Source organism: Achromobacter sp. JUb104 (genome assembly GCF_024806975.1).
Taxonomy (GTDB): Bacteria; Pseudomonadota; Gammaproteobacteria; order Burkholderiales; family Burkholderiaceae_B; genus Achromobacter; species Achromobacter spanius.
In genome coordinates, this window is sequence record NZ_JANUEY010000001.1 from 2053126 (window position 1) to 2076667 (window position 23542).

26 protein-coding genes are annotated in these 23542 nt (G+C 65.3%); 8 read left to right on the forward strand and 18 right to left on the reverse strand.

Annotated elements, in window-relative coordinates; translation table 11 throughout:
* Positions 1-124: 124 nt before the first annotated feature.
* Positions 125-616 (forward strand): glutathione peroxidase, encoded by a 492-nt coding sequence (locus M2361_RS09235; RefSeq protein ID WP_259248252.1) that lies wholly within the window; start codon positions 125-127, stop codon positions 614-616.
* Between the two features lie 43 nt (positions 617-659).
* Here M2361_RS09235 and M2361_RS09240 read toward each other — a convergent pair whose 3' ends face one another.
* Entirely contained in the window at positions 660-1127 is a 468-nt protein-coding gene (locus tag M2361_RS09240) for an Lrp/AsnC family transcriptional regulator (protein ID WP_100857713.1), read from the reverse strand.
* 138 nt (positions 1128-1265) lie between these two features.
* Here M2361_RS09240 and M2361_RS09245 point away from each other — a divergent pair, with 138 nt between their 5' ends.
* From M2361_RS09245 to M2361_RS09270, 6 genes are all read left to right on the forward strand, one after another.
* Positions 1266-2174: a DMT family transporter gene (locus tag M2361_RS09245; RefSeq protein WP_259248255.1), complete on the forward strand. Its 909-nt coding sequence runs from the start codon at positions 1266-1268 to the stop codon at positions 2172-2174.
* A 117-nt stretch (positions 2175-2291) separates the two neighbouring features.
* Positions 2292-2993 (forward strand): glutathione binding-like protein, encoded by a 702-nt coding sequence (locus M2361_RS09250; RefSeq protein ID WP_259248256.1) that lies wholly within the window; start codon positions 2292-2294, stop codon positions 2991-2993.
* 17 nt (positions 2994-3010) lie between these two features.
* The gene (locus M2361_RS09255) at positions 3011-3475 is read left to right on the forward strand and encodes a GNAT family N-acetyltransferase (protein ID WP_259248260.1); all 465 of its coding nucleotides are present in this window, start codon (positions 3011-3013) and stop codon (positions 3473-3475) included.
* Between the two features lie 31 nt (positions 3476-3506).
* A complete protein-coding gene (locus M2361_RS09260; RefSeq protein WP_259248262.1) occupies positions 3507-3782 on the forward strand; it encodes a lipoate protein ligase C-terminal domain-containing protein in 276 nt (91 codons plus the stop codon).
* A complete protein-coding gene (locus tag M2361_RS09265; protein ID WP_100855514.1) occupies positions 3779-4555 on the forward strand; it encodes a biotin/lipoate A/B protein ligase family protein in 777 nt (258 codons plus the stop codon). Before M2361_RS09260 ends, M2361_RS09265 begins: the two co-directional genes overlap by 4 nt.
* Before the next feature lie 32 nt (positions 4556-4587).
* Complete coding sequence (locus M2361_RS09270; RefSeq protein WP_259248264.1) at positions 4588-5397, forward strand: RsiV family protein; 810 nt, start codon at positions 4588-4590, stop codon at positions 5395-5397.
* A 259-nt stretch (positions 5398-5656) separates the two neighbouring features.
* Here the strand turns inward: M2361_RS09270 and M2361_RS09275 are convergent, their stop codons facing one another.
* The 12 genes from M2361_RS09275 to mltG all read right to left on the reverse strand — a co-directional run bounded on the left by M2361_RS09275 (position 5657) and on the right by mltG (position 17612).
* The gene (locus M2361_RS09275) at positions 5657-6766 is read right to left on the reverse strand and encodes a porin (protein WP_259248266.1); all 1110 of its coding nucleotides are present in this window, start codon (positions 6764-6766) and stop codon (positions 5657-5659) included.
* A 350-nt stretch (positions 6767-7116) separates the two neighbouring features.
* Positions 7117-8406 (reverse strand): Glu/Leu/Phe/Val dehydrogenase, encoded by a 1290-nt coding sequence (locus M2361_RS09280; RefSeq protein WP_100855511.1) that lies wholly within the window; start codon positions 8404-8406, stop codon positions 7117-7119.
* Between the two features lie 337 nt (positions 8407-8743).
* Complete coding sequence (hutG, locus tag M2361_RS09285) at positions 8744-9691, reverse strand: formimidoylglutamase (RefSeq protein WP_259248268.1); 948 nt, start codon at positions 9689-9691, stop codon at positions 8744-8746.
* The gene (locus M2361_RS09290; protein ID WP_100855509.1) at positions 9688-10470 is read right to left on the reverse strand and encodes an amino acid ABC transporter ATP-binding protein; all 783 of its coding nucleotides are present in this window, start codon (positions 10468-10470) and stop codon (positions 9688-9690) included. The genes hutG and M2361_RS09290 overlap by 4 nt, the downstream gene beginning before the upstream one ends.
* On the reverse strand, positions 10467-11135 hold the full coding sequence (locus M2361_RS09295) for an amino acid ABC transporter permease (RefSeq protein WP_050446522.1): 669 nt from the start codon (positions 11133-11135) through the stop codon (positions 10467-10469). The genes M2361_RS09290 and M2361_RS09295 overlap by 4 nt, the downstream gene beginning before the upstream one ends.
* Entirely contained in the window at positions 11132-11875 is a 744-nt protein-coding gene (locus M2361_RS09300; RefSeq protein ID WP_259248270.1) for a transporter substrate-binding domain-containing protein, read from the reverse strand. The genes M2361_RS09295 and M2361_RS09300 overlap by 4 nt, the downstream gene beginning before the upstream one ends.
* A gap of 129 nt (positions 11876-12004) precedes the next feature.
* The gene (locus M2361_RS09305) at positions 12005-12745 is read right to left on the reverse strand and encodes an IclR family transcriptional regulator (protein WP_259248271.1); all 741 of its coding nucleotides are present in this window, start codon (positions 12743-12745) and stop codon (positions 12005-12007) included.
* A gap of 293 nt (positions 12746-13038) precedes the next feature.
* Positions 13039-13908 (reverse strand): ankyrin repeat domain-containing protein, encoded by an 870-nt coding sequence (locus tag M2361_RS09310; protein WP_259248273.1) that lies wholly within the window; start codon positions 13906-13908, stop codon positions 13039-13041.
* 38 nt (positions 13909-13946) lie between these two features.
* Positions 13947-14717 (reverse strand): TatD family hydrolase, encoded by a 771-nt coding sequence (locus M2361_RS09315; protein ID WP_259248275.1) that lies wholly within the window; start codon positions 14715-14717, stop codon positions 13947-13949.
* Between the two features lie 68 nt (positions 14718-14785).
* Complete coding sequence (holB, locus tag M2361_RS09320) at positions 14786-15835, reverse strand: DNA polymerase III subunit delta' (RefSeq protein WP_259248277.1); 1050 nt, start codon at positions 15833-15835, stop codon at positions 14786-14788.
* The gene (tmk, locus tag M2361_RS09325; RefSeq protein ID WP_259248279.1) at positions 15832-16455 is read right to left on the reverse strand and encodes a dTMP kinase; all 624 of its coding nucleotides are present in this window, start codon (positions 16453-16455) and stop codon (positions 15832-15834) included. The genes holB and tmk overlap by 4 nt, the downstream gene beginning before the upstream one ends.
* Positions 16452-17612 carry an endolytic transglycosylase MltG gene (gene mltG, locus M2361_RS09330; protein ID WP_259248291.1) on the reverse strand — a complete coding sequence of 387 codons (1161 nt, stop codon included), beginning with the start codon at positions 17610-17612 and terminating at the stop codon, positions 16452-16454. Before mltG ends, tmk begins: the two co-directional genes overlap by 4 nt.
* A gap of 153 nt (positions 17613-17765) precedes the next feature.
* Here mltG and M2361_RS09335 point away from each other — a divergent pair, with 153 nt between their 5' ends.
* Entirely contained in the window at positions 17766-18764 is a 999-nt protein-coding gene (locus M2361_RS09335) for a folate-binding protein YgfZ (RefSeq protein WP_259248293.1), read from the forward strand.
* Between the two features lie 104 nt (positions 18765-18868).
* On the opposite strand, the gene M2361_RS09340 is transcribed toward M2361_RS09335, so the two are convergent.
* From M2361_RS09340 to M2361_RS09360, 5 genes are all read right to left on the reverse strand, one after another.
* Positions 18869-19558, reverse strand: coding sequence for a VIT family protein (locus M2361_RS09340; protein ID WP_259248295.1), 690 nt, complete (start codon positions 19556-19558; stop codon positions 18869-18871).
* 78 nt (positions 19559-19636) lie between these two features.
* The gene (locus M2361_RS09345; protein WP_259248298.1) at positions 19637-20074 is read right to left on the reverse strand and encodes a PaaI family thioesterase; all 438 of its coding nucleotides are present in this window, start codon (positions 20072-20074) and stop codon (positions 19637-19639) included.
* Between the two features lie 15 nt (positions 20075-20089).
* On the reverse strand, positions 20090-20980 hold the full coding sequence (gene mmsB, locus M2361_RS09350) for a 3-hydroxyisobutyrate dehydrogenase (RefSeq protein WP_259248307.1): 891 nt from the start codon (positions 20978-20980) through the stop codon (positions 20090-20092).
* A 78-nt stretch (positions 20981-21058) separates the two neighbouring features.
* Positions 21059-22234, reverse strand: coding sequence for an enoyl-CoA hydratase/isomerase family protein (locus tag M2361_RS09355; RefSeq protein WP_259248308.1), 1176 nt, complete (start codon positions 22232-22234; stop codon positions 21059-21061).
* Positions 22231-23385, reverse strand: coding sequence for an acyl-CoA dehydrogenase family protein (locus M2361_RS09360; RefSeq protein WP_100855496.1), 1155 nt, complete (start codon positions 23383-23385; stop codon positions 22231-22233). Before M2361_RS09360 ends, M2361_RS09355 begins: the two co-directional genes overlap by 4 nt.
* Between the last annotated feature and the right edge of the window lie 157 nt (positions 23386-23542).

The window sequence follows — 23542 nt, forward strand, 5'->3', positions numbered from 1 at the left end:
TTTGCCCCGAATCCCCTTGCAGCCGGTGCACGGCATGGTGCTGGTCGGTACCCGTAGCGCTACACTCGACGGTTGATTGGCACGCTGGCGCGCCCGCGTACAGCCGCCCGATACAGGAGCCCGCATGAGCACCATTTTCGATTTCTCCGCCCGCGACATCCAGGGGGCGGACCAAGCTCTGAACACCTATCGCGGCCGTGTGCTGCTGGTGGTCAACGTGGCGTCCAAATGCGGCTTCACGCCTCAGTACGCGGGCCTGGAAGAACTCTACCGCTCGCTGCGCGACGACGGCTTCACGGTGCTGGGCTTTCCGTGCGACCAGTTCGGCCATCAAGAGCCGGGCGACGAAGCCGAGATCCGCAATTTCTGCTCAACGCAGTACGACATCACTTTCCCGCTTTTCGCCAAGATCGACGTCAACGGCGCCGACGCGCATCCGCTGTATCGCTGGCTCAAGGGCGAAAAGCCCGGCGTCTTCGGCACCGAAGGCATCAAGTGGAACTTCACCAAGTTTCTGGTCGGACGCGACGGCCAGGTCATCAAGCGCTACGGGCCCACCGACACGCCGGCGGGCCTGAAAGACGACGTGGTGCAGGCACTGTCCGCGCCGGTCTGACGCTGCACCTTCGCTGCACCGCTGCTGGCCGGCAGCGCAAACGCTAGCGCAAAGGCGGCAGGCGGCGGCGCACCGTATGCGCCTTGACGATGGCGGTATTGGTTTCGGCGAACTCCGTTACCCGTTCCAGGATGCCATCCAGGTGCGAGATCGACCGCAGCACCACCCGGGCGATGAAGCAATCGTCGCCCGTCACCTTGTCGCATTCGACAAATTCCGGGATGTCATTGATCAGCCCTTCCACGTGGCGCAATTGCCCCGGCAAGGGCCGGATACGCACGATGGCTTGCAGGGTATAGCCCAGCGCTTCCGGATCTACATCCAGCGTGTAGGCGCGGATCACACCGGATTCCTCCAGCCGCCGCAGCCGGTCCGCCACGCTGGGCGCCGACATGCCCACCTGCCGCGCCAAGTCTGCCGTGGTGGTGCGCGCGTTGGCCGACAGGGTCTGCACCAGGCGACGGTCGATACCATCCAGGACAGGGCTTTCGTTTTTTAGGTCATTTTGCATAAATTTCACCAAAATGAAGGCGTGGCATTCAAAGCACCACACGATGATCATATAGCCGGCTTGATCTGCCTGGGATAATTTCTCCATCGAAACCGTAGCCAACAGCGTGATCAACACGTGGCCCCTCGGAGAGTCCCCATGTCCCCCGCATCCGAACGCCTTGGCCTGGCGCAAATGGCCGCCGCAATGACCTTATCCGGCACGCTAGGCGTGTTCGTTCTGGAGTCCGGCCAAAGCGCCTGGAACGTCGTCTTCTTCCGGTGCGTCTTCGGCGCCCTATCCCTGTTTCTATATTGCTGGGCGCGCGGCCTGCTCAAGCCCGGCCTGTTCACCAGGAAGACGCTGGCCTTGGCGCTGGTGGCCGGCGCCGCGCTGGTCATGAACTGGGTGCTGCTGTTTTCCGCGTACCGGCTGGCGTCCATCTCGTTGGCTACCGCCGTCTACAACGTACAGCCGTTTTTCCTGATCGGGCTGGGCGTGCTGTTTCTTGGTGAGCGCCCGTCGCGCGGCAAGCTGGCCTGGTCGGTGGTGGCGTTTGCTGGCCTGCTGCTGGTGCTGCGCCTGACGGACGCGCAGGCACCGGGCGGCGCGTATCTGTCGGGTCTGTTGCTGGGCCTGGGCGCGGCCGCGCTGTATGGCGTTACGGCGGTCATCGTCAAGCACTTGAAGGGCATCCCGCCGCAAGTGCTGGCGCTGGTACAGGTGACGCTGGGCGCCTTCATGCTGCTGCCCATGGCGGACTTCAACGCGCTGCCCGCCGCCCCCTTGCAATGGGGCTATCTGGTGGCGCTGGGCCTGATCCACACCTGCTTGATGTACATCCTGATGTACTCGGCCATTCAAAAGCTGCCGACGACGTCCACCGCCGCGCTCAGTTTCATCTACCCAGCCGTGGCCATCATGCTGGACCTGGTGGTCTACGGGCAGCGCATGGAACCGATGCAAGTGGTGGGCGTGGCGATGATCTTCCTGGCTGCGGCCGGCGTCAGCCTGAACTGGACGTGGCGCCTGCCCGGGCGGCCCCGCCCCGGCGCCGGGGCTGCGTAGTGGAAAGAAACCCGCTTCCGGCCCCGGTTATTCGGGGCCGTGCCCGACGCCTGCCGCTATCATGGCTTTCCACCCGCCGGCCCGGCCGGCGGCGCCTTGATTCCCAGGACGCACCCCATGATCGATCTCTACTACTGGACCACCCCCAACGGCCACAAGATCACGCTGTTCCTTGAAGAAGCCGGCCTGCCCTACAAGATCCACCCGGTGAACATCAGCCGCGGCGATCAATTCAAACCTGAATTCCTGGCCATCGCGCCCAACAATCGCATCCCCGCCATCGTCGACACGCAGCCCACCGACGGCGGCGCGCCCATCCCCCTGTTCGAGTCCGGCGCCATCCTCTTGTACCTGGCCGAGAAGACCGGCCAGTTCCTGCCCACCGACGTGCGCGGTCGTGCCGAGGTCTCGCAATGGCTCTTCTGGCAGATGGGCGGCCTGGGCCCCATGGCCGGCCAGAACCACCATTTTTCCGGCTACGCGCCCGAACGCATCCCTTACGCCGTCGACCGCTACGTGAAGGAAACCAACCGCCTGTACGGCGTGCTGAACAAGCGCCTGGCCGACCGCGAATTTGTCGCGGGCGACTACTCCATCGCGGACATGGCCGCCTACCCCTGGATCGTGCCGCACGCCAAGCAGGGGCAAGACCTGAACGACTTCCCGCACCTGCAGCGCTGGTTCAACGCCATTGCCGCGCGCCCCGCCACGCAGCGCGCCTATGCGCTGGCCGATAGCGTCAACACAACGCCCTCCATCAGCGACGAGGAGTCGCGCCGCATCCTGTTCGGCCAAACCGCGCAGAATATCTCGCGCTGACCAGCAGGAGCCCGACCATGTCCGCCCCCCAATTGGTCTTTCGCCGCGCGCGGCAAGAAGATTTGCCCCACATCGTCGCCATGTTGGCCGACGACGAGCTGGGCGCCGCGCGCGAAGACACCTCGGTGCCGCTCAACCCCCGCTACACGGCGGCATTCGCCGCCATCGCCCAGGATTCCAACCAGTTCCTTGCCGTCGTCGAGCAAGGTCAAGACCTGGTCGGCTGTTTGCAGTTATCGTTCATACCCGGCCTGTCGCGGCTGGGCCTGTGGCGCGGCCAGATCGAAAGCGTGCGCATTGCTTCGGCGGCGCGCGGCCAGGGCCTGGGGCGCGCCATGTTCGAGTGGGCCATTGAACAATGCCGCGCCCAGGGCTGCGGCCTGGTTCAACTGACCACCGACCGCGCGCGCCCCGATGCGCGCCGGTTCTATGAAAGCCTGGGCTTCAAGGCCAGCCACGACGGCATGAAGCTCAGCCTCTAGTTTTTGATATTGATTTCGCAAGGAGCCCCCCATGCATGGTGAATACAAAGTCCCCGGCGGCAAACTGGTCGTCGCGGATCTCGATGTGCAAGACGGCCGCCTGGCCAACGTGCGCATCAGCGGCGACTTCTTTCTTGAGCCGCCCGAAGCGTTGGAGGCCATCAACGAAGGCTTGAACGGCATGCCCGCCGACGCCGGCGAGCTGGAACTGGCCGTGGCCGTGCAATCCGCCCTGCCCGCTAACGCCGAACTGTTCGGCTTTTCGGCCGAAGCCGTGGCCGTGGTGCTGCGGAGGGCGCTTGCATGACGCGCACTGACTGGAACGACTACGACTGGCAACTGATCCACGAAGGCCCGCAAGCCCCGTCGCTGCACATGGCGCTGGACGCCGTCATTACCGACGAAGTCGGCGCGGGCCAGCGCCCGCCCACGTTGCGCATCTGGGAATGGGCCGCCCCCGCCGTCGTCATCGGCCGTTTCCAATCCCTGAAAAACGAAGTCGACCCCGACGGTGCACAGCGCCACGGCATTGAAGTCGTGCGCCGCGTCAGCGGCGGCGGCGCCATGTTCATTGAACCGGGCAACTCCATTACCTACTCGCTTAGCGCGCCGCAAGCCTTGGTGCACGGCATGAGCTTCCAGGAGTCGTATGCGTTCCTGGATGCCTGGGTGCTGACGGCGCTGCAAGGGCTGGGCATCAAGGCCTGGTATCAGCCCTTGAACGATATCGCGTCCGACATCGGCAAGATCGGCGGCGCCGCGCAGGCCCGCCGCGCCGGGGCGGTGCTGCACCACGTGACCATGTCCTACGACATCGACGCCGATAAAATGGTCGAAGTCTTGCGCATCGGCCGCGAGAAACTTTCCGACAAGGGCACCACCAGCGCCAAGAAGCGCGTCGACCCGCTGCGCACGCAAACCGGCCTGGCGCGCGAAGTCATCATCGACCGCATGCTGGAAACTTTTGCCGGCCTGCATCGTCTGACTCCGGGGCAAATCGGCAGCGACACGCTGGCACGCGCCCAACAACAGGCCGACGAGAAGTTCTCCACGCCGGAATGGACGGGTGTGGTGCCTTGACGGCAAGCCTTAGTTTTTGTGGAGGTAGTTCAATGCGTCGCACGTTCACGCCGCAAGGCGCGATAAGCGGTTTGATCCTGGGTGCCGCCCTGCTGGCCCTGGCCGGCTGCGGCAGTACGCCGCCGTCCAACATCACCTTGGCCGAGCCCGCCTCGACCACGCCCGAAAAGGTGGGCGACCTGTCCACCGAACGCATCAAGTGGGCGTCGAGCAAGCCGGGCTGCGAAGGCGATTGCCCGCGCATTGAAATCGACAGCGTGGCGTTTCCCGGCATCCCCAAACTGAGCGCGCTGGTGGACCACGTGCTGGCCTACATGACCGGCACCGACGCCAACCGCCGCGGCCCCTACAACACGCTGTCGGAATACACGCAGTATTTCTGGTCCACGGCGCGCCCGCGCGACGCGACCTATTTCAAGGCCTCGGTCAAGGATACGGTGGGTGACATCGTGTCGATTGAACTGCACACCGAACAGTTCCTGACCGGCGCCGCGCACGGCATTCCGGCCACGCAGTATCTGAACTGGGAGCGTTCACGCGGCCGCGTAATGAGTCTGGACGAAGCGCTGATACCGGGCCGCCGCGCGGAATACGTGGCGGCGCTGAAAACCGCCCACGCCAAATGGCTGGCGCAAAACCCCGACGCCAAGCGTGATCCCGCTGCCTACAACAAGATGTGGCCGTTCCAGGAAAGCGACAATTTTGCGCTGACCCGCGAGGGCATGGTGGTGAAGTACGACGCCTATTCCATCGCGCCCTACTCGCATGGCGAACCGGAACTGAGCATTCCGTATGCCGACTTGCGCGGCGTGTTGAAGCCAGAGCTGTTGTTGCCCTCGTAGGCAACGCCGCACTCACCCTTTTGACATGACATGACATGACCGGCGACGGGCGGCAGCCCATTGCCGGTCATTGCTTGCGCCAGAGGCCGCAGGGCCTGCTGAAGCCCACGGTTCAGGTGAGCGGACTGAGGATGGAGCTAGGGAGGTGGCCGCTTTTTTCGCGTCTGTGGCCGGGTAAGACGCCCAGTCCGCTCAGTACAACCGCGGCATGAAAGCACCGGCGGCGCGCGTTTTGCTTGCCGCCGGCTGCCTTGCTCGCTTAGAAGCGGTGGCGCACACCCACGATGCCGACGGTGCTCTTGACGCCGTCAACAAACGCGAAGTCGGTGGCGTACGAACCCAGCGCGTACAGGTTGGTGCGCTTGGACAGGTTGTACGTGTAGCCGATGCTGTAGACGTTCATCGTCGACTCATTGCCGGCGGTCAGCGGGTTGCCGTTGGGGTCGGCACGCTGCCACGACGCCATGATGCTGCTGGCGCCCAGCGGCACGGTCAGGCCCACCAGGTACGAATTGGCCTTGAAGCCCGACACGGCCACGTTCGTGCCGAAGCCGCTGGCCGTGGGGCTGCCGCTGCCAAGCGCATTGATGCTTTGGCCGGTGAACCAGCCGTCGCGCGTCTGGCCGAAGCCCAACGCCAGCTTGACCACTTCGAAGTCGTAGGCGCCGGCAATCGACCACGACTTGGGCGTGGCGTCGTTGCGCAACTGATTGGCGGGGTTCAGTTGGTCGTAGGTGGCGGCCACGTTCAGCGGGCCGTTCACGTAGCGCAGGCCGGTGGTGATGGCGCGGGTGTTGTCGGCGGTCTTGAAGCCGGTTTGCGCGGTGGTGGTGTCAGACGCGTTGAACGAGTAGCCGACGCCAAACTGGAAGCCGCTGAACGACGGGGTCGAGTACTGCACCATGTTGTCGTAGCGGACGGTGTTGGCGGCGCTGAAGGCCACGCCCACGTTGGCTTGGCCGTAGCTGCCGCCGAACGGATCGATGGCTGCCAGGTACTTGGACGCGATGTTGGTCTGACGGCCGAATTCCAGCAGGCCCCAGGAATCGGCCTTCAGGCCGACGGTGGCTTGGCGGCCGAACAGGCGGCTGCTTTGGCCCGATGTGCCGTTACCCGAATTGAAGCCGCTTTCCAGCGTGAACACGGCGCTCAGGCCGTCGCCCAGATCTTCGGCGCCGCGCAAGCCCCAACGCGAGCCGCTCGACACGCCGTTGGCCATGCCGACCTTCGATTCGTGATAGCCGTCGCCCTTGATGCGCTGGTAGCCGATGCCGGTATCGATCAAACCGTACAAGGTCACCGAGGTTTCAGCTTGGGCCACGCCGGAAACGGCGGCGAACAGCGCGGTTGCGAGCAGAGTCTTTTTCATTACCTATTCCTTAGATTGAACATGCATGCGCAGCGGGAGTGCTTGCATCGCAAGCGGCGCGTGGCGCATGACAGAAACGAATTCTAGGGACGCAATGTGTCAGAAATTTATACGCGAGCGGCCGGGGCGTCGATTGGCAATAAAAAAGCGCGGCTGTGGCGTGCGTTCCACATTAGCACTGAATTGCCGCGTGCCACAGCGTTGTCACAGTCGTTTGGGTCATGCGTTGTTTCGCCGCAATTCGCCGCAACTCGCCCCAAAAATGGAAATCGCCCCTTGCGGGGCGATTTCCGGTTTTGTCTACCTCTGCCTCCTCGGCGATACGTCAGGAACGCATCGCTGAGTTTTCATCACGGATACAGGCCGCGCACCTGGCGTGCTTGCAGAATGCGTGTGCAAGCCACGATGAACGCCGCCGTGCGCAGCGTCACCTTGTGTTCCTTGGCCACTTGCGACACGGCGCTGTAGGCTTCGCGCATGATGCGTTCCAGGCGCTGGTTGATTTCTTCTTCGCTCCAGAAGAAGCTGGAGAAATCCTGCACCCATTCAAAGTAGGACACCGTCACGCCGCCGGCGTTGGCCAGCACGTCCGGCACCACATACACGCCGTGTTCAAACAGGATGTCGTCCGCTTCCGGGGTGGTCGGGCCGTTGGCGCCTTCCACCACAACCTTCGCGCGCACCTTGGTGGCGTTTTCAGCGGTGATCTGGCTTTCCAGTGCAGCCGGGATCAGGAATTCGGTTTCCAGCGTCCAGAACTCGTCCTTGTCGAACGCCTCGCCGCCCGAAAAACCACCCACGCCGCCGTGTTGCGACACGTGCGACAACAGCTTGTGGACGTCCAGCCCGGCGGCGTTGTGCACCGTGCCGGTATGGTCTTGCGCGGCAATGACCTTGGCGCCGGCTTCATGGAACAGACGGGCGGCGGTGCCACCCACGTTGCCAAAGCCCTGCACCACCACGCGCGACTTGGAGACGTCGATGTTCAGGTCGCGGGCGGCTTCGCACGCCACGACGAACACGCCACGGCCGGTGGCTTCCACGCGGCCCAGGCTGCCGCCCAGGGCGATCGGCTTGCCGGTGACCACACCGGTGGCGGTGGCGCCTTCGTTCATGGAATACGTGTCCATCATCCAGGCCATGGTCTGGGCGTTGGTGCCGACGTCGGGGGCGGGAATGTCCTTGGACGGTCCGATGATGACGCCGATTTCGCTGGTGTAGCGGCGGGTCATGCGTTCCAGTTCGGAGTGCGACAACGTGCGCGGATCAACGCGGATGCCGCCCTTGGCGCCGCCATAAGGCAGGTTGACCGCTGCGTTCTTGACCGACATCCAGGCGGCCAGCGCCATGACTTCGGACAGGGTCACGTCTTGGTGGAAGCGCACGCCGCCCTTGCCCGGGCCGCGCGACACGTTGTGCTGCACGCGATAGCCTTCGAAGTGGGCGATGGTGCCGTTGTCCAGTTCGATCGGCACATCGACGATCAAAGCGCGTTTCGGACGCTTCAGCGTCTCGACCCACCGACCCAAGGTGCCGAGATACGGGGTGACCCGGTCGACTTGTTGCAGGTAATTACCCCAAGGACCGAGGTCATCGGCATTCAGATAAGACGGCAAGACATGGGTGGGAGTGTGAGACATGAGCATGATCTCCTGACAAAGTTGCGCCATTTTATCCACTAAAACTATAGCGTCCCCATTTAAATACTAAATATTTTAAATAGGGACGTATTGTTGTGGTGGATACCGTACGGGTCACAAGCCCGGCTCGAAAACTGCCCTATCCTATGCCGCCAAAACGGAAGCGTCCAGCCTCGGGCGACCGCAAGCCGCACCGCGCAAAGCCTCGCCGCTCACCGATGAAAAAAGGGGCAGCCTCGATAGAGAACTGCCCCTGCCCCGGCCGTTGCCAGCTTTGCCAGCTTCGCCCGGTTCGCCCCTGTATGGCGGCTCATGCCCCCCTTAGGGCGCTACCGCGTCAAGGCGTCATCAGATGCCAGGCCAACCGGGCCGCCGCTCGCGCGCCATGGCCGTCCACGTCAAAACGCGGACTGTATTCCGCCATGTCGGCCAGGCGCAGCTTGCCGCTGGCCTTGACGCGCAACACGATTTCTTCAATGACGGCCATCGGCACGCCATAGGGCGCCGGCGCCGACACGCCCGGCATGACCGCCGCCGGCAGCACATCCAGGTCGATCGTCAGATAGACGTGGCGCACACGCGCCAGCAAGGCGTCGACGTTGGCCAGGCGCGCGTCCAGATGGCGTTCCTGCATGTCGCGGTCTTCGACCCACACGGCGCCCACTTCGGCGGCCCGCGCGTACAGGGCCGGCGTATTGGCCAGCCGCGATACGCCCAGGCAAGCGTATTGCAACGCCCGCCCCCGCGCTTCGCAGGCGCGCGCGATCTGATCGAACGGCGTGCCGGAACTGCCGGGGCGACCGGTGCGCAGGTCGAAGTGCGCGTCCAGGTTCAGCACCAGGACCGGGTCGGTGTCGCCCCGGGCTTCCAGCCAGCGGGCCAGGCCCTGGAAACTGCCCCAGGCAATTTCATGGCCGCCGCCCAGCACCAGGGGCCGGGCGCCCTGCTCCAGAAGCTCGGCCACGCGCAGCCCGAGCTGCTCTTGCGCGGCTTCCAGCTGGTCGCCCTGGCAGACGACGTCGCCGGCGTCCAGCAAGCGGCTCAGGCCATGCGCGGGAAGCCCCGCCATGAACTTGCGGATGCCGGCCGGGCCTTCGGCTGCACCCACGCGCCCTTGGTTGCGCGCCACGCCCGCGTCGCAGGCAAAGCCCAACAGCACGGCTTCGCCCGCTTCCGCCTGGCCCGAGGCGGGTTCGACAATATGCGCCAGCCGGCGCGTGTCGCCCTGCTCGGCGCTGTCGTCGCGCGCCTTCCACAGGCTGTTATCCAGTTGCGGCGCGCTCATGTCGCCGCCCCCTTGCTCAGCACGGCTTGCAGGAATTCCCGCGTGCGCGGCTCACGCGGCTCGGTGAAGATCACCTCGGGCGGGCCGGATTCCAGGATGACGCCGCCGTCCATCACCGCCACCACGTCGGCCACGTCGCGCGCAAAACCCATTTCGTGCGTCACGACCATCATCGTCATGCCTTCGCGGGCCAAGAGCTTCATCACTTGCAGCACCTCGCCCACCAACTCGGGGTCCAGCGCAGACGTCGGCTCGTCGAACAGCATGACTTTCGGCTGCATGGCCAGCGCGCGGGCGATGGCCACGCGCTGCTTTTGCCCACCCGACAGGCTGGCCGGCATGGCCGCCGCCTTCTGCGACAAGCCCACCTTTTTCAGCAGGTCTTCGGCCAGCGCATTGGCTTCGTCGCGGCCCAGGCCACGCAGCTTGCGCGGCCCCACGGTCACGTTGTCCAGCACCGACAAATGCGGGAACAGGTTGAAGCCCTGGAACACCATGCCCACCTGCATGCGCAGTTGGTTGAGCGCCGCTTCGGGCAACAGCGTGCCTTCGTCCAGCAAGGTCTGCCCGCAGATATCCACGGTGCCCGCCTGGGCCACCTCCAGACCATTGCAGCAGCGCAGCAAGGTGCTTTTGCCCGACCCGCTGGGCCCGATCACCACGACCACCTGCGAAGGCAGCACGTCGAAATCGATGCCTTTCAGGACGGCATGGTCGCCAAATGACTTTTCAAGGCCGCGGATGCGGATCATTTCCTGCGGTTTGCCAAACTGGTTCATTGCACCATCCCCCCGGCGCGCAAGCGATGTTCAACCCTGCGCAAAATCAGCATGGCGGTAGTCGTCAGCACCAGATAAATCAAAGCCACCACCAGATAGGTTTCCAGCGAGCGATACGACACGCTGATGATCTTTTGCCCTTCGTGCATCAGATCGTGAATGGTCAGCAGCGAGACCAGCGCCGAATTCTTGATCAGCGCGATGAACTCGTTGCCCAGCGGCGGGATCATGCGCACCACTGCCTGCGGCAGGATGATGACGCGCATGGCCTGGCCGGACGACATGCCCAGCGAACGCGCCGCCTCGGTCTGGCCACGGTCCACCGACTGGATGGCGCCGCGCACGATTTCCGACACATAGGCGCCCGAATACATGCCCAGGCCCAGCACCCCGCAGGCGAACGCCGGCAAGGTCAGGCCGAACTGCGGCAGGCCGAAGAACCAGATGAACAACTGCACCAGCAAGGGCGTGCCGCGAAAGAACAGCAGGTAGACGCTGCACAGGTTGTAGACGATCCAGCGCTGCGGGTTGAGTCGGCCGACGCCGACCAGCAGGCCGATGACGCAACCCAGCAGCAAGGCGCCGGCAGTCACCTCGACGGTGACCACCGCGCCCCGCAGCAGCGCGTCGAAGTCGGCGAAGACGGGGGCGAATTCCAGGTTCATTTCTTGGGAGCCTCGAACCACTTGTTCAGGATGGCCTGGTAAGTGCCGTCACCCTTGATCTTCTGCAGCGCGGCGTTCAGCTCGCGGGTCAGCTCGGGCTTGTTCTTGGGCACGGCGATGCCGTAGTCCTCGGTCGTGATCTGGTCGCCCAGCACCGTCAGGTCCTTGGTGCTTTGCGCGAACAGCTTGGCGGCCGGCTTGCCGGTCACGGCGGCATCGGCGCGGCCGATCTGCACCAGGTTGAACATTTCCTGGTTCTTCTCGACTTCCACGCGCTGCACGGCCGGGAAGTTGTCCTTCAGATAGTTGACCGATTTCGTGCCCACCTGCACCGACACCTTGCGGCCGTCCAGGTCCTTGAGCGTCTTGATGGGGCCGTCGGTCTTGGTCAGCACGACCAGGCCGCCGGCGTAGTACGGGTCGGTGAAATCCACCACCTTGGCGCGCTCGGGCGTGATGTAGATGGCGGACACGGCGATGTCGGCGCGGCCGGCTTGCAAGGCGGGAATCAGGCCTTTGAAGTCGATGTCGATCCATTCGACCTTCTTGCCCATTGCGCCGGCCAACGCTTCGACCAATTCGATGTCGAAACCGGTGCGCTTGCCGTCTTTGACAAACTCCATCGGCGGAAAGGTAGCGTCGGTGACGGCGCGGATGGTTTCCTGGGCGTGCGCGGCGCCCGCGCTCCAGGCGAGGCCCAGCGTCAGGGCGGCGGTCAGCAGTGTGCGGCGAGTGGTCATGGTCAGTCCTATGCGTAGGGATACGGCAGTGGGTACGTCGAAAGGTTGAAGCCGGGATGCGGTACAGCGTGGAATTCGGGGAAAGATCGGATCAAGATGTGGTCAGTGGCAGGCAGCGCGCCGTCAGTGTCAGTGCACCTTCAGCCGTTCGGAGATGCGGCGGGCCGCGGCGACGGTCATGGCGATCAGGGCGTCCGGGCGTTGGGCCGCACGCGTGGACGGCGCCATCAGCGTGATCGAGGCAACCGCCTGGTTGGGGCGCTGGAAGATCGGGACGCTGACGCCCCACACGCCGGCGTCCACTTCACTGTCGGTAACGGCATAGCCCTGGCCGCGTATCAACTCCAGCTCGCCGCTCAGGCGGGCGGCGTCCACGCCGGCCTCGGCGGCCAGATAGTCCAGTGCGGTCTGCAAGCGGGCCAGCGGCATGAAGGCCAAGAGCGACTTGGCGGACGCGCCCCGCGCCAACGGCAGGCCACGGCCTTTCGTAAAGGAACAACGCAGCGGGTGCTGGCTTTCGACCATGTCCAGGCAGACTGCCTGGTCTTTGACGGCGACCAGCAGGCCGATGGTTTCGCCGGACGCGGCGGCCAGCGCCGCCATGTCGGGCTGCGCTTCGTGGATCAGGAAGGAAGATTGGTCAAAGCCCCAGGCCAGTTGCACGCACAGCGGGCCCGGACCGTATTCGCCTTCGTGCTCGGCCACGAACCCCCAGCGCTTGAGCAAGGCCACCTGACGGTACAGGGTGCTTTGCGCCAGGCCGGTTTTTTCGGCCAGCGCGGCAATCGTCAGGGGGCCATCGTGCCGGGCCAAGGTGGCCAACACGTACAGGACACGATCCGCGCCCGCCCCAACCGAGGGTTCCGACATCAAACTCAGCTCCAAGCAATGAGGGGCTGAGATTATCAATTTGTGGTGGTTCGGCTCTGATTTATTCCCGAATACTGAGAATAAGCAGGGAAAACCCCAGAGAAGTACGAAAAATAGGTACAAAAAAAGACCGCTTGGCGGTCTGGTGGGGGGTGTCGCGTTGGGGTCGCGTTCTGGTCGAGTTGTGGTCGAATTGTGGTCGCGCTGGGGTCGCGCTGGGGTCGCGATCTTGCCGCGTTCGGCAGTTTTGAGAACGCCCCAGGCGATCACCCGGGGCGCCAGATATCCCGCAATCAGGGCGCGGCGGGTGTGTCGTAGTTGTTCAAGCGCACCCCGGACACGCCACCCACGCTGGGCGTCGTCGGGGCGGGCGCCGCGGACGGCGCCGGCTGCGCGGTAGCCGGCGTGGCCGGCTGCAAGGCGGGTGCCGCAGCGCCTTCAGGCTCGACCGGCGCGCCCCCTGCCGCGCGGCGGGCGCGCTTGGCGTCATCCGCCTTGGCCACCAGGGAAGTCAGGTAAGTCGCCAATGACGCCGACTTGCCGTTGCGGGCCCAGTCGGCGGCGCTTTGGTTTTTCAGGTCGCGGGTGGTGACGTCCGCCCCAGCTTTCACCAGCAGGTCCACCATCTCACGATTGCCGCCCAAGGCGGCCATCATCAACGGCGTTTCGCCGCCCGGCGCGGGTGCGTTGACCATGGCTTTCTTGCCCAGCAACATGCGCGCCATCTCCATCTGCCCCTTGGACGCGGCATAGTGCAGCGGCGTCCAGCCCAGGCGGTTGACCTGCGCCCCCCGGGCGATCAGCTTCTTAGCGCGTTCCGTCTGGCCGGCAATCGCCAGGTACATCAGCGGCGTCTCGCCGGCCGGGTTCTCGGCGTTGACGTCGGTGCGCTTGTCGGCGGCGATCACGTCAAACACCTTCCACGCGCCATCCACCACCGCGCGCATCAAAGCGGGCTGGCCGTTCTGGTAGCGGACGTTGGGGTCGGCGCCTTGCGCCAGCAGACTTTTGACGTCGTCGGGATAGTCGTTGGCCACGTACACCCACCAGTCGCCTGGCTTGGCGGCGTGCACAGTCGGCGCGGCAAGCCCGATGGCCAGCGCCAACAGCGCGCCTCGGCAACGCGACAGGAACAAACGGGAAGTCAGCGTGCGAGTGGCCATGGCTATCCTAGAATCAACATTAAATATTTTAAGTGAACTTACTTCTTTATCTTATTGAAAAGATTGAAGAAATTATCCGTAGATGCACGCGCCACATCCGCTACCGGAATGCCCTTCAGGTCGGCAATTTTCTCGGCCACGTGGATGACCTTGGACGGGTCATTAAGCTTGCCACGATACGGCACGGGCGCAAGATACGGCGAATCCGTTTCGATCAGCAGGCGGTCCAGCGGCACCTTGGTGGCCACTTCGTGCACCACCTGGGCGTTCTTGAAGGTGACGATGCCCGACAAGGAAATATAGAAATTCTGGTCAAGCGCGGCCTGGGCCACTTCCCAGTTCTCGGTGAAACAGTGCATGACGCCGCCCACTTCCGCCGCCTTTTCTTCCTTCAGCATGCGCACCGTGTCCTCGGCGGACGCACGCGTATGCACGATCAGGGGCAGACCCGTGTCGCGCGCGGCGCGGATATGCCGGCGAAAGCGTTCACGTTGCCAGTCCAGCGGTTCCGACAGGCGGTAGTAGTCCAGCCCGGTTTCGCCGATGGCCACGACCTTGGGGTGTTCCGACAGACGCACCAGCTCTTCCGGCGACGGGTCCGGCGTGTCTTCGTAATCGGGGTGGACGCCCACCGAGGCCCACAAGTTGGCGTGCGGCTCAACCAGGGACATCAGGCCAGGCCATTCGGGCATGTTCACGCTGACGACCAGCGCGTGGGTGACCTGGTTGGCGGCCATGCGGTCAAGAATGCCGGGAAGATCGGCCGCCAGCTCGGGAAAATTCAAATGACAGTGCGAATCAACGTACATGATGTGACTACATAAAGTGACCTCGGCGCCTGGCCTGCGGGCAGGCAAAACGCCGCTGGATCAGAGACTTACGCCTGGCAGGATAGCACCACGCGTTGCAGGGTGGCGTGCGCGAAAAGCTTGGCGTTCAGGGGGTGGGTGGCCAGCGCGCGCTGCCGCGTCAGCCAGCGCGCGGCCTCGGCCACGCGGGCCGTGTTCATGCGCGCGGCAACCTGGGCCACGCCCGTGGCCAGCGTGGGAAAGTAGCGTACGGGCGCGCCAGCGCTGGCCAGCATCAGGTCTGTGTATATCCGCTGCAAGGCGTCGATCCATTCACTGGCGGGCACCTTTTCCAGGCTTTCCGCCAAGGTGCCGACGTCAGGCGCCTGCCCTTGCGCCAAGGGGCTGATCAATTGCGACAGCCAGGGCGGGCACGGCGTGTCGCCAGCCTGCGCCAGGCGCAAGGCGGCCAAGGGAGCGCCGCCTGCCGCCGCCAACCATTCGCGCGCCGGCTCCACGTTCTGGGCGCGCAGCCATTGCAGTGCGGTATCGGGGTCCGGCGCCGGCAGGGGCAAGCGACGGCAGCGCGACACCAGGGTCGGCAGCAGGCGGTCAGGGGCGTCCGCCACCAGCAGGAAAACGGTATGCGGCGGCGGCTCTTCCAGCACCTTGAGCAAGGCGTTGGACGACACCACATTCAGCGCGTGCGCCGGGTACAGCAAGGCCACACGCCATCCGCCCCGGTGGGTAGCCGTGTTGAACCAGGATTCCAGCGAGCGGATCTGGTCGATGCGGATTTCCTTGGACGGGGCGCGCTTGGCGGTACCCGAGGCGGGCTCGGCGTCCTCGGCAGGTTCGGCGGCATCCGCCCCCTCTTCCACGGCGACCGCTTCGGGCCGGATGCGGCGCAGATCGGGGTGGTTGCCGCTGGCAAACCAGGCACAGGCGGCGCAATGGCCGCAGGCCAGGCCGTTCTCAGGCGTCTCACAAAGCAGGCTGGCGGCGGCGGCCACGGCGAAGTCCAGCTTGCCGATGCCGGCCAGCCCATGCACCAGCCACGCATGCGCGAAACGGTCGCGATTGCCCAGCCAGGCGCGCGCCGTCTCCATTTGCCAGGGCAGAAACTGGGGTGCGCTCATGCCGTAGCCGCCAGCAGCGCCCGCAGCCCGGCTTCAAGATCGGCCCGAACCTGGGCGATGGACTGGGTGGAATCAACAATATGGATGCGGCCCGGGTCGGCCTTGGCGCGTGCGTGGTAGGCCTGGCGGGTGCGTTCAAAGAATGCCGCGCCTTCGCGCTCAAAACGGTCGGGCTCGCGGGCATCGGCCAAGCGGGCGCGCGCCACTTCCAAGGGCACGTCGAAGAGCCAGGTGCGGTCGGGCTGCCCCGCCCCCATCCATTGCTCCAACACCGCCACGCGCTCGGCGCCCAGTTCGCGGCCACCGCCCTGATAGGCGTAGGTGGCATCGGTGAAGCGGTCGCACACCACCCAGGCGCCCCGCGCCAGCGCCGGCTCGATCACCTGGCGCACATGTTCGCAGCGGGCCGCGAACATCAGCAGCGTTTCGGTATCCAGGCCCATTGGGTCCGTCAGCACCAGGGCGCGCAATTTTTCGCCCAAGGGCGTGCCGCCCGGTTCGCGCGTGGAGATGACTTCCAGACCTTGGCCGCGCAGGAAATCCGCAATCCAGACGGTGTGCGTGCTTTTGCCCGCGCCGTCAACGCCCTCCAGCGTAATGAAGCGTCCGCGAGAGGTCATTGATCTTGTCCTTGTGCTGATTCGGGGGTGGATCCGGAGGCGGAATCCGGGCTGGCGTCGGCTCCGGCAGCGGGTGCGGCGGGAACCGTGACCGGTGCAGTGGCGGGCGGCGTCGCCGGCGTGACGGCGGGCGTGGTGCTGGGGCGGGTGTTCTGCCCCAGGATGTAGCGCGACACGTTGCGATTGTGCCCCGACAAATTCTCGGCGAATTCGCTGGTGCCGTTGCCGCGCGACACAAAGAACAGGTACTTGTGCTGCTCGGGCTGCACCGCCGCCAGCAGCGCGGCGCGGCCCGCCGCCGCAATCGGCGTGGGCGGCAAACCCGGCCGGGTGTACGTATTCCAGGGCGTGTCGGTCTGCAGGTCGCGCTTGCGAATGCGGCCTTGGTAGGCCTCGCCCATGCCATAGATAACAGTCGGGTCCGTCTGCAGCAGCATGCCGATCTTCAAGCGGTTCGTGAACACGCCGGCGACGCGGCGGCGCTCGGGGCCATGCCCGGTTTCCTTTTCGACAATGGACGCCAGCACCAGCGCCTCATAAGGCGTGGCCACCGGCAGGTTCGGCTGGCGCTTGGCCCAGGTGTCTTGCAGGATGCGCTGGCCTTCCTGGTAGGCGCGGCGCAGCAGGTCGTAGTCAGTGCTGCCGGGCGTGAAGACATAGGTGTCCGGAAAGAACAGGCCTTCCGGATGCTTGATGTCTGAACCCAGACGCGCCATCAATTCTTCATCGCTGACGCCGTCCAGGGTTTGTTTGACGTCGGGATTATCGCGCAGCGCCTGGCGAATCTGGCGGAACGTCCAGCCCTCCAGGAACGTGATCTGGCGCTGGGTCATGTCGCCGCGCGCCATGCGTTCCAGCAGCAGCCACGGCGTGTCACCGTTGATGGCCTGGTAGCCGCCCGCCTTCAGCAGCTTGTCCTGCTCGGACAGGCGAGCCATCCAGACGAAGCCGGGCTCCCAGATCGGCACGCCCACGGCGTTCAGCGCGCGCGCGACGGTGCGCGGGCTGCTGCCCGGGTCCACCACAAAATCGATCCTGTCAGCCGACAGATGCATAGGCCGATGCATCCAGCTCCAGGCGGCGCCCACCGCTGCCGCGGCGGCGATCACGATAAGCAGGAATGACCACAAGACGTAGAAACTGAGTCGCTTTTTCATAAGTCCCGGAAGTTTAATGGATCGCGAGAATCTGGCGCGGCAAAAACGGGGCCAGCGCCCATGGCACGGCCCTTTGCCCATCGGGGGCATGGGCCATTGCCTGCGGGAAGGCGGCTATCATCTGCACTTTGATGACGTGATCACACCGCCGCCATGCACGCTTTCTATTCTTCGATTCCCGTCCGCGCCGAAGGTTGCGCGCCATGCGCGCCGCTGGATGACTTTCTGGTTTTCAGCGCGTCCGGCGCCGATGCGCTGCCTTTCCTGCACGGCCAACTGACGCAAGACGTCACCGGCCTGCCCGCTGATGCCGCCCGCCTGGCGGGCTATTGCACCGCCAAGGGCCGGCTGCTGGCCACCCTGGTCATGTGGCGCGCCGCCCCCGGCGCGGAAGATGGCCCGCAACTGTACGGCCTGGTACGCCAGGACCTGTCCCAAGCCCTGCTCAAGCGCCTGTCCATGTTCGTGCTGCGGGCCAAGGTCAAGCTTGCCGCCACCGCGCTGAACGTGGCCGGCGTGCAGGCAACAAACGAACAGGCCGCCGCGCTGGAAGCCGTCACTGGCGCCTTGCCGCGCGCGGACTGGCAGCGGGTAGACCTGCCGTCCGGCACCTGGATCGCCGCTCCCTCGGCGAATGCCCAGTTGCGCTGGTGGTGGATTGCGTCCGACGAACAGCTGGAACAATCCCAGGCCTTGGCCGGCGTGCTTGGCCTGGCGCCCGCCTCACAATGGCAAATGGCGGATCTGGCCGCCGGCATCCCCTGGATTGCCACGGCCACGCAGGACGTATTCATCCCGCAAACGGTCAACCTGGAACTGGTGCAGGGCGTGAGTTTCACCAAGGGCTGTTATCCGGGCCAGGAAGTGGTGGCGCGCAGCCATTACCGGGGCACCGTGAAGCGGCGCATGGCCTACGGCACCATCGCCGACGCCAACGTGCAAGGCGCGACGCTGGCCGGTGTGGACGTATTTGACGCCACCCAGCCGGGCGAGCCCATCGGCCGCATCGTGGATGGCGCCAGTGACGCGGGCGTGGCCGCCGTGCTGTTCGAGACCACGCTTGCCGCGCTGCCCCAGGGCGACCTGCGGCTGGGCGCGGAAGACGGCCCGCGCATTAGCACCACGCCGCTGCCCTACTCTATTACGCCCTGAACCAGCGTTCCAGCGGGCTGCCTGCCAACCCGGCACCCCGCTGGCAGTCTGCCAACCCAGCACCGGCAGCCTGCTCACCCAGCATCCAGCAACGGGCGGCCGCGCTAGACCGCCACGCCGAACAACGCGCCTACCGCCGCGGTGGCCGCCATGGCGAACGCGCCCAGAATCGTCACGCGCAGCGCAGCGGGCCCCTTGGGGGCTCCGCCCGCCCCCGCGGCCAAAGCGCCTAGCGCGGCCAGGCACACCACCGACGCGCCGATCACCCAGGCGATCAACTGCGGCAGGGGCGCCGTCACGGCAACGACCAGCGGCAAGGCCGCGCCGGCCGCAAACGAGGCGGCGGACGCCACCGCCGCTTGCACGGGCTGCGCGCGGTTATGCACGGAAATACCAAGCTCGTCACGCGCATGGGCATCCAGCGCGTCGTGGCGGGTCAGTTGTTGCGCCACCTGCGTCGCCAGATTGCGCGTCAGGCCACGGCCCACATAGATGTCGACCAGTTCGGCCAGCTCTTCTTCTGAATTGCCTTTCAGCGACCGCTGCTCCATCCGCAGGTCGGCCGCCTCGGTATCGGCCTGGGACCGCACTGACACATACTCGCCGGCCGCCATCGACAAGGCCCCTGCCACCAGCCCGGCCAGGCCCGACGTCAGGATGGCGCCATGCGAGGCCTGCGCGGCGGCCACGCCGGTAATCAGGCTGGCCGTGGACACGATGCCATCGTTAGCCCCAAGCACAGCGGCGCGCAGCCAGTTGCTGCGGAAAATTCGGTGGTGTTCTTTTGCAGGCATTGCCCTGTACCCATACGACGCGCGACAAGCGCGCCGCGCGCCCGCCCCGTCAAGGGCGAAACGCGCGGCGCGCCGGATTCATCGCGGCGTCACGCGCACCGCGGTGAGCAAGCCTATCACGCAAAGCGTGGCCTGCTCACCGTCATAGGCGTGCACTTCAACCTGGCAGATGGACAAACGCTTGCCAGGCTTGACGACGCGGCCGCTGGCCACATAGCGATCGCCCTTGGCGGGCGCCAGGAAGTTCATCTTGAACTCCGAGGTCAGCACGTCTTCGCCCGGCCCAAACAGCGTGTAGGCGGCATAGCCCCCCGCGCTGTCGGCGATCGTGGTGGAAATGCCGGCGTGCAGAAAGCCGTTTTGCTGGCAGAGATCGGCCCGGTAAGGCAGCACGATGTCCACCCTGCCCGGCTCCACGACGTCCAGCCGCGCGCCCAGCAGCCGCATGACGCTTTGCCGGTCGAAGCTGGCCTTGACCCGCGCGGCGGGGTCAGTCGGCGCCTGGGGTTCGCTCATTGTTGTGCGCTCATCTCAGTCTTGCTCGCGCTTGACCAGGTTGACGATGCTGGAGAAGTCCAGCTTGCCCGAGCCGCCCGAGCTGTGCAGCGAATACAGGTTGCGCGCCAGTTCTCCCAGCGGAATGGACGCGCGCGCCGACAGCGCCGCTTCAGCGGCCAGGCCCAGGTCCTTCAACATCAGGTCCACGCCAAAGCCGCCGGCATAGCCCTTGGAGGCGGGTGCGTGATCCATCACGCCCGGCCACGGGTTGTAGAGTTCGGTGGCCCAGTTACGGCCCGAGCTCTTGGCGATGATGTCGGACAGCACCTTCGGATCCAGCCCGTTGGCCACGCCCAGCGCCAGCGCTTCGGACGTACCGGCCATCAGGATGCCCAAGAGCATGTTGTTGCAGATCTTGGCTACTTGGCCCGCGCCCGCCGGGCCGGCGTGGAAAATGTTCTTGCCCATTTTCTCGAGCACGGGGCGCGCGCGCTCCAGCGCTTCCGCCTGCCCGCCAACGATGAAGGTCAACGTGCCCGCTGCCGCGCCGCCGGTGCCACCCGAGACGGGCGCGTCGATCATGGTGATGCCGCGCACCTCGGCAGCCTGCGCCACCTTGCGCGCCGAATCCGGCGCGATGGTGCTGCATTCGATGACCAGCGCGCTGGACGAGATCTTGCCCAGCAGGTCTTCGCCCAGGTACAGCCCTTCCACGTGCTTGCTGGCCGGCAGCATGGACACGACGACGTCGGCGCCCTTGACGGCTTCCGACGCCGAAGCGGCGGCGCGCGCACCGGCATCGGTCAACAACTTGACGGCTGCCGGGACCAGGTCAAAGACGGTGAGGTCATGGCCGGCCTTGACCAGATTCAATGCCATGGGCGCGCCCATGTTGCCCAAACCGATAAACGCGATACTGCTCATGATGTTTTGTCTCCTGTTGCTATTGCTATAGGTATGGATTCATCGTGACCTGCATGACGGGTGCCGGGGCTATATGCGTCAGCGCCCTTCCTGGCCCAGATCGGCCAACGGATGCGCCTCGCCCTCGGGCCAGGGTTCTTCGAAAAACTTCTGTACCCAGGCGTCGGTAGCCATATCCATGACGGCGGGATTCCAGCGTGGATTCTTGTCCTTGTCGATCAGCAAGGCGCGGATGCCTTCGGCGAAATCGCCATGGGCGGTACATGCCAGCGCGGCGATGTACTCGGTACGGAACACGTCGTCCAGCGAGCGCAGACGCGTACGTTGCTGCAAGGCGAAAGCCAGGCGCACCGAACCCGGCGAACCGGCCAGCATGGTGGATGCCGCGCGCGCCAGCCAGGGGTCAGCGTGATCTTTCAGCAGCGCCAGTTCTTCGTAGATCTCGTCCAGGCGGTTGCCGTTGCACAGATTGTTGATCAGGAAGGAATGCTGGCGCAGATGGCCGGGGTCCAGCGGCGTTTGCGGCTCCAGCGCGGTCAACGCGCGGCGCAGCAGTCCGTCATTGATGGACCGCGGCGCCAAGGCCTCTTCCGATGCGCCCGCCGCCAGCCCGGCCCAGGGCTGCTCTTCCAGCGACGCCAGCAACTTGGGCCAGTCCGCGTGATTCAGGCGGAAGTCCGCCAGGCCCGCGAAGAAGGCGTCCGCCGTGTTCATCTGGGCGCCGGTCAGCGCCAGGAACAGGCCAATGCGGCCCGGCATGCGGTTCAGCAGCCAACTGCCGCCCACGTCCGGAAACAGGCCGATCGACACTTCCGGCATCGCCAACCGCGAACTTTCGCTGACCACGCGGTGGCTGGCGCCCATCATCAAACCGATGCCGCCGCCCATGACGATGCCATGGCCCCAGCACAGCACGGGCTTCGGGTAGGTATGGATGCGGTAGTCCAGGCGGTACTCGTGCTCGAAGAAGCGGCGCGCGTAGGCGTTGCTCCAGCCACTCTTGCCGGGGTTCTCGCCCATGCTGCGGTACAGGCCGTGCAGGTCGCCGCCCGCGCAGAACGCCTTTTCGCCGGCGCCTTGCAACACCACCAGCGCCACGCCGGGGTCTCGCGCCCATTCGTCCAGGCGCGCCGCCAGCAAGTCCACCATTTCCAGCGACAAGCCGTTCAGCGTCTGCGGCGCGTTCAGCGTTGCAATGCCGAACCGCACGCCATTCGTGGCGCTTCTCTCTTCGAACAACACCGGTGCATTCATCTTATGTCGGCTCCTTTTTCCAACAATTGGCGGGCAATGATCACGCGCATGATCTCGTTGGTGCCCTCCAGAATCTGATGAACGCGAGTATCGCGCACCAAGCGCTCCAAGGGATAGTCCTTCAAGTAGCCGTAGCCGCCGTGTATCTGTTGCGCATCCAGGCAGATCTGAAAGCCCATGTCGGTGGCGAAGCGCTTGGCCATGGCGCAATAGGTGGCCGCATCCGGCGCGCCGGCATCCAGCTTGCACGCGGCCAGACGCACCATCTGGCGTGCCGCGACCAGGTGGGTAGCCATGTCCGCCAGCTTGAATTGCAGGGCCTGGAATTCCGCCAGGCGGCGGTTGAACTGGCGGCGTTCGTCCATGTAGCGGCGCGCGGCGTCCAGCGCGCCCTGGGCCGCGCCCACTGAGCAGGTGCCGATATTGATGCGGCCGCCGTCCAGCCCTTTCATGGCGATCTTGAAGCCTTCGCCTTCCTGGCCCAGCAGGTTGCCGGCCGGCACGCGCACGTTCTCGAACGTGATGGGGCGCGTGGACTGGCTGTTCCAGCCCATTTTTTCTTCCTTGCGACCGTAGCTGATACCCGGGGTGTCGGCGGGCACCGCGAATGCGCTGATGCCGCTTGCGCCTTCGCCGCCGGTACGCGCCATGACCACCAGCAGGTCGGTGTCGCCCCCGCCCGAAATAAAGGCCTTGGCGCCGTTCAGCACGTAATCGTCACCATCGCGCTGCGCGCGCGTGGACAGGGACGCGGCGTCGGACCCCGCGCCGGGTTCGGTCAGGCAGTACGACGCCAGTTTCTGGCCGCTGGCCAACAACGGGCCCCAGGCCTCGCGCAAGGCGGGTTGCCCCCATTTGCCGACCATCCAGGTCGCCATGTTGTGGATGGTCAGGAAGGCCGTGGTCGACGGGTCCACCGCGGCCATTTCCTCGAACACCAGGGTGGCGTCCAGGCGCGGCAGGCCCAGGCCGCCGATGTCTTCGCTGGCATAGATGGCGCAAAAGCCCATCTCGCCCGCCCGCGCGAAGGCCTCGCGGGGAAAGATGCCCTCGGCGTCCCAGCGCGCGGCATGGGGGGCCAGTTCACCCTCGGCATAGTCGCGGGCGGCCTGCGCAAACGCGCGCTGCTCGTCGGTCAGTTCCAAGTCCACAGCCTGTCTCCTGATGGTGTCGGTGTTATCTGTTGGCGTTGCGGGTGGTCTCGTGAACGCCCGCCGGTCGATTTTGGCATGACGTTAACGTAAACGTAAATATGAAACCGCGTTTATGTTACGCCCGATGGCCGGGCGGGATTTGTCTTATTGATGA